A 6,169-nucleotide genomic window follows, 5' to 3' on the forward strand; every position below is an offset into this window, starting at 1 on the left:
GCGGAAGAGGCGGGCGGCGGGCTGGTCCAGGGAGTGGTAGGACCAGGAGAAGACGCTGCGGACGTCGGTGGTGGTGTCGGTGGCGGTGAAGGCTTCCAGGCCGGTGGGGGCGTGGCGCAGGTCGTCGGCGAGGGCGTGCAGGGGGAAGGCGGGGTCGAGTTCGGCGCGGGCGGCGACCACGGCGAGTGCCAGGGGGAGTCGTCCGCACAGGCGGATGATGTCGGCGGTGGCGTCCGGTTCGGCGGCCAGGCGTTGCGCTCCCAGGCGTCGGGCGAGTGTTTCGTGGGCTTCGGTCTGGGAGGGCAGGGCGAGGGTGAGGGGTTTGGCGGCGTCGGTGGCGATCAGGCCGGGGAGCTGGTTGCGGCTGGTGATGAGGGTGAGGCAGCCCTCTCCCGCGGGCAGCAGGGGGCGGACCTGCTGTTCGTCGCGGGCGTTGTCCAGGACGAGGAGGATGCGTCGGTGGGCCAGGAGGGTGCGGAAGAGGGTGCTGCGGGCGGTGGTGTCCTCGGGGATGCGGGGGGCGGGGATTCCGAGGGCGGTGAGGAAGCCGTGGAGGGCGTCGCCGGGTTGTACGGCGGGTGCGTGGGGGTGGAAGCCGCACAGGTTGACGAAGAGCTGTCCGTCGGGGAAGGCGGGCGCGATCCGGTGGGCGTGGTGGACGGCGAAGGTGGTCTTGCCGACACCGGGAGCACCACCGATCACCACGACGGAAGCACCCACCGACCCCGATGCCTCCCTCACGGCGGACAGCCATGAACCTTCGGTGGTCCGTCCCGCGAACACCGGCAGATCACGTGGCAGCTGCGCCGGCCGCGCCAAGGGCGGCGGCTCACTTCCACCGTCGTTCCCGATCGGGCGGTCGTTCGCACCGGACGTGGCCACCGAACCGGCGGTCGTGCCGGCCGGTGTCGCGTCGGCGGTCGGCTCGCAGGACGTGGCACCGTGGGCCGCGGCGACAGGCCGCACGCCGCCGGATGCGGTTTCGCCTCGCTCCCCAAGCGCCTCGGCTCCTGCCGGTCGGCTCGCATCACGGCTGCCTGCGGTGCCGGCTGCCGGGCCTGCTGCCCTGGCCGTTCCCGTCCCGGGCAGGGGCAGGGGTGGCAGGTCGTGGCGGAGGATGCCGTCGTGCAGGGCGCGCAGTTCGGGCCCGGGGTCGAGGCCGAGTTCATCGGCGAGGAGCCGGCGCAGGTCCGCATAACGCTGCAGCGCTTCGGGGTGGCGGCCGGCCAGGTACAGGGCACGCAGCAGCAGGGCCCAGCCGGTCTCGCGCAGCGGGTGCTCCACCGTCAACTCCCGCGCCGCCTCCACGGCCTCCGGTATCCGCCCCCCAAGGAGCAGGGCGGTGGTGCGGACCTCCCGCACGCTCTGCCGCAGCTCCTCCAGACGCGTGGCTTCGTGGGCGGCGAACAGGTGGTGGGCGGCGTCGGCGAGCGCGGTACCGCGCCACATGTTCAGGGCCCGGTCGGCCTCCTGCACGACGTGTCCGCTGCGGCCCTGTTCCAGCAGCCGGTGTGCCTGGGCGGCGGCCCGCTCGAAGCGTACGGTGTCCCGGCTTTCGGGCGCCACGCGCAGGGCGTAGCCGGCCGGTTCGGTGACCAGGACCTCGAATGTCCCCCGGCGCAGGTGCGGGGGTTCCAGGACCGCGCGGACCTTGCTGACGTGGGCGTGCAGGGAGGCCGTCGCCCCGCCCGGGGTGCGTCCCGGCCCCGGGGACCACAGTTCCTCGCACAGTGTCTCGGCAGCGACCGCGCGGCCGTCGGCGAGCAGCAGCCGGATCAGCAGCAGCCGCTGCTTGCGCCGCCCCGGATCCAGCACCGCGCCCGCCCGCCGCACCACCAGCGGACCCAGCAACCCGAAATCAAGCCCATGTTCCACAGTCGTCACCATTTCCACCCGGCACCCCGCTCAACGGTGTTACCACCCGTGCACGCACGTCCCAGCGGCAGGTGAGCGACCCGCTCCGGCCGCAGGTCGCCGCCCTTCCCGGACAGGGACGGTCGCGTCATGAGGGTGGCGGCGAACGCCGGGCGCCGCCCCGCACGGGCATCCGCGTGATCGTCGCGACCCCTGTCACGGTGACCTGTCCACCCGGGACGGGAAGCGGCGCAGGTGGATCGGAGCGGTGAGGACCCCGTCGTCCGCTTCCCGCACACCAGGGGGGACACTAGCAGGGCATCACCCAGCGTCAGGATTGCGCGGGCGGCGTGAGCCGCCGCTGCGGCGAGGGCGCCTCCCCGGCCGGCCGCAGCGCCTGCGGGTCCACCGGGTTCCACTCGTCCCGGGAGGAGTGCGCCTGCCGGCGGCCAGGTGCGGGACGGCCTCCTTGTCCGGCTCGGCGACCCGGTCCCGGGAGCGCTCGTGCCGTTCCCGCGGCGTTGTCACGTTGTTGGGTGTGTGGGCGTCTGACGGTGTGTCGAGGTGTGGTGGGGCCGGGTTCCGGGCCGGTGCTCAGGCCGTGGCAGGTCGGTCCGTGACGCCGGTGATCTGCTCCCGGATGGTGAAGCGGACGGTCATTTCGGCTCGGTAGTGAGGTGCGGGCATCAGGTGGCGACGAGGCCGGAAGTGGGGTGAGATGCCACTGAACGCGGACAGGAACCTCTGCGCCCCGCCCACGGAGCGGAAGCCCTTCATCACCCGTTCGCGTAGGCCTGCCCGAACTTCCGACACCACCGTCGCACGGTCTCGTACGAGACGATCACGCCGCGCTCGAGCATCAGTTCCTCGACCTCGCGGTAGGACAACGGGAAGCGGAAGTACAGCCACACGCAGTGGGAGAACACTTCGACCGGGTACCGGTGCCCCTTGTACGACGGCGACGTGACCTCCATGGACGGACCCCCTCCACCACGATCACCCCGAAGATCATCCCACCCGCTCAGCCAACGTGACAGCGCCAAGGGGCGCGCTACCAAGCAGACGCTCAGGCGGCGTATCAGCATGAGCAGTGGCTTCGCCAGCTTCTCCAGAGCGACTACGCCACCTACCTGACCTCGATCGAGGCCATCTTCAACTCCGTTTTCGAAGCTCTTATCTGCTGGCGCGATGGAGACCGGGACGCCGCGTACGCGTGCTTCGGCCGTGTTGATGTCGAAGGTGTGCGACGAGCCGCCAACGTTCTCCAGGTAGAAGCACCCGAAGCCGTCGTGCGAGCGGCGCACGCACTCCTCCAGCACGTTCACCGCCCCGTGGAAATGCTGGACGCTGCCGTGGCAGGAAGTCACGGCGATCCGGTTGTGGAGCTACCGAATCCCGACGACTACCAGGACGAGTATCAGAATCGCTGGAGCGCACTCACAAACGAGTGCCGCAGATCGCTTCACAAGCCGTAGCGCTCGGCTCCGCCAGTGCCGACAGCACACGGGGTAAGTGGACGTGAAGGTGCTCGACTTCGACATCGTGGCCGCATTCGCGAAGCGCTCGCGCAAGGAGTTCGGTGAGGCCGCTGGCCCTTTTCCGGACTACGCCACCACACCAGTAAGGCTTCAAGGTCGCGGTAGGAGCGGGCTCCCAAAGGAGTATTGCAACGTACGGTCCAAAACGGCTAAGGTCGCGCCATGGCACGACCGAGGACGTTCGACGAGGAAGGTGCCCTGGATGCGGCGATGCGCACGTTCTGGGAGAAGGGCTACGAGGCTACCTCCACGCAGGACTTGTGTGACGCCACAGGGCTGGGGCGCAGCAGCATCTACAACACGTTCAAGAGCAAGCACCACCTCTTCGAGCGCGTACTTGCCCGCTACATCGACTCCATGACGGCCGCCCAGTTGGTCGTCTTGGAGGACACGCGGCTCAGCGCCGCTGACCGGCTGCGCACCCTGTTCGCCATGGTCGTCGACGGCGAGACGGTGCACCGGACGGGCGGACGCGGCCTCGGCTGTCTGACCGTGAACACCACGGTCGAGCTGGTCGCCCGGGACCCGCAGGCGGCGGAAATGCTGGAGCGCGACACGCGACGTCGGCTGACGGCGCTGCGCGCGGTGCTCGAGGAGGGGCAGCGGGACGGCAGCATCACATCCCCCCGCGACGCCGGGGCGCTTGCCCGCTTCGTCAACGCGGCGATCGGCGGCATGCGCATCTCCAGCCAGGGCGGTGCCGACCGGGCCGTACTGGAGTCGATCGCCGAAATCACCTTGGACGCACTCGCCGGCTGACGGCGCACGCCGCCGGAGGCCGCGTCCACGCATACCCAAGTTTTGTACTGATCAATCCATAACGAACCTCGGAGGAGAACGAACCGTGCCTCGTGCCGTATACGTCCTGGGACTCGGCATCTTCGCCATGGTGACCAGTGAGTTCGTGGTCGCTGGGCTGATGCCGCAGATGGCCGAAGGACTGGACGCGACCATCCCCCAGATCGGCTACCTCATCACCGCCTTCGCGGTGGCCATGGCCGCCGGCGGCCCCTTCCTGACTGTGGCCCTGATGAAGTTCCCACCGCGTACGGCGCTGATGGTGCTGTTCGGCATCTTCCTCGCCGGCAACGTACTGGCCGCCACCGCGACCGGCTACGGCACGATGATGGCCGCGCGGATCATCACCGGCATCGCCTCCCAGGCGTTCTTCGGCGTGGGCATCTCGATGTGCGCCCAGATCACCCGCCCCGAGATCCGTGGCCGCGCGATCGCCGTCGCGATGAACGGCCTCATGCTCGGCACCCTGCTCGGGCTGCCCATCTCCACCCTGGTCGGCGAGCGTTTCGGCTGGCGCGCCGCGTTCTGGACCATCACCCTGATCACCGTGATCGCGGCCGTGGCCACCCTGTTCGGTGTGCCCCGCATCGAGCGGGCGGAGGGCGGCGGCGGCTTCCGCCAGGAGGTCGGCGTCTTCAAGAAGCCCAGGATGTGGCTGGTGCTGTCCAGCAGCACACTGATCATCGGCGCCACCTTCTCCGCCTTCAGCTATTTCAACCCCATTCTCACCGACGTCACCGGCTTCTCCACCGGCACCGTCCCCCTGCTGCTCGTCGCCTACGGCGCCGCCACCGTCATCGGCAACAACGTCGTGGGCCGCTTCGCCGACGGGCACACCGTCCCGGTGCTCACCGTCGGGCTCGTCCTCAACACGGTGTTCCTGACCGGCTTCGCCCTCCTCGCCGACGTGCCCGCCCCGGCCATCATCTGCATGATGGGCATCGGCCTGGTCGGCGTCACCATGAACCCGGCCATGGTGACCCGCGTCCAGCGCACCGGCAACGCCGGACCGCTGGTCAACACCGTGCACTCCTCCTTCATCACCCTCGGCATCATCCTCGGTTCCTCCATCGGCGCTGTGGTGATCGAAACCTGGGGCCTGCGCGCTCCGCTCTGGCTCGGCGCAGTCTTGGCGCTGGTCGGCCTTGCCACCGTCCTGCCCGACCTCGCCCGCCGCACCACCCTGTCTACCGGCCCCGCCCCCTTGTCTGACCTGCCCGGCGAAGAGAACGAGTTTGCACCCGTTGATCAGTCGGCAAGGGACTGTAAAACTAACGGCTGATCCGCCCAGCAAGGAGGAGAAGCCAAGTGGCGGATCAGAGCGTGAAGTTGGAGCAGGTCGGGGCCGCTGAGGCGGGTCAGGCTTCGCAGGTTGCGGATGACCAGCTGATCACGATGCTGGTGGACCGGGCCCGGAGCGAGGGCCTGCAGTTGACCGGCGAGGGCGGGTTGCTGCAGCAGCTGACCAAGCGGGTACTCGAGTCCGCCCTGGAGGGCGAGATCACCGATCACCTCGGCTACGACAAGCACGAGGCGGCCGGCCGGAACAGTGGAAACAGCCGCAACGGCACCCGTTCGAAGACGGTGCTGACCGATGTCGGACCGGTCGAGATCAAGGTGCCCCGGGACCTCACGGGGACGTTCGAGCCGCAGATCGTGAAGAAGCGACAGCGGCGCCTGACAGGGGTCGACGAGATGGTCCTGTCGCTGTCGGCCAAGGGCCTCACCCACGGCGAGATCGCCGCCCATCTGGCCGAGGTCTACGGCGCCGAGGTGTCGAAGCAGACGATCTCCACGATCACCGACAAGGCCATGGACGGCATGGCCGAATGGCAGAGCCGCCCCCTCGACCGTGTTTATCCCGTTCTGTTCGTCGATGCGATCAACGTCAAGATCAGGGTTCTGTCGACGATCTTGTGATCCGGACGGCTGAGTACGTTGCTCCGCCTGTTCGCGATCATGCATCGCGTGCTCTCGTG

At 69.2% G+C, this 6,169-nt stretch carries 3 protein-coding genes and 2 pseudogenes; 3 read left to right on the forward strand and 2 right to left on the reverse strand.

Going from position 1 to position 6,169, the window contains the following annotated elements; genetic code table 11:
• On the reverse strand, positions 1–1,875 hold a 1,875-nt coding region (locus KUM38_RS41290; protein WP_217137289.1), incomplete at its 3' end, for a BTAD domain-containing putative transcriptional regulator.
• Positions 1,876–2,651: 776 nt separating this feature from the next.
• Positions 2,652–2,828 (reverse strand): annotated as a pseudogene (locus tag KUM38_RS42780) (IS6 family transposase); the annotation flags it as partial.
• Between the two features lie 726 nt (positions 2,829–3,554).
• Between KUM38_RS42780 and KUM38_RS41300 the strand changes: the two are divergent.
• From KUM38_RS41300 to KUM38_RS41310, 3 genes and pseudogenes are all read left to right on the forward strand, one after another.
• On the forward strand, positions 3,555–4,151 hold the full coding sequence (locus KUM38_RS41300) for a TetR/AcrR family transcriptional regulator (RefSeq protein WP_217137290.1): 597 nt from the start codon (positions 3,555–3,557) through the stop codon (positions 4,149–4,151).
• Between the two features lie 85 nt (positions 4,152–4,236).
• The gene (locus KUM38_RS41305) at positions 4,237–5,472 is read left to right on the forward strand and encodes an MFS transporter (protein WP_217137291.1); all 1,236 of its coding nucleotides are present in this window, start codon (positions 4,237–4,239) and stop codon (positions 5,470–5,472) included.
• Between the two features lie 113 nt (positions 5,473–5,585).
• Positions 5,586–6,089, forward strand: a pseudogene (locus KUM38_RS41310) (transposase); the annotation flags it as partial.
• Positions 6,090–6,169: the final 80 nt, after the last annotated feature.

This window comes from Streptomyces sp. AC558_RSS880 (assembly GCF_019049255.1).
In the GTDB taxonomy this organism is placed as follows: domain Bacteria; phylum Actinomycetota; class Actinomycetes; order Streptomycetales; family Streptomycetaceae; genus Streptomyces.

Excerpts from the sequence above, each read along its gene's own strand:
- KUM38_RS41300 (WP_217137290.1), top strand. The coding sequence starts at position 3,555 with ATGGCACGACCGAGGACGTTCGACGAGGAAGGTGCCCTGGATGCGGCG.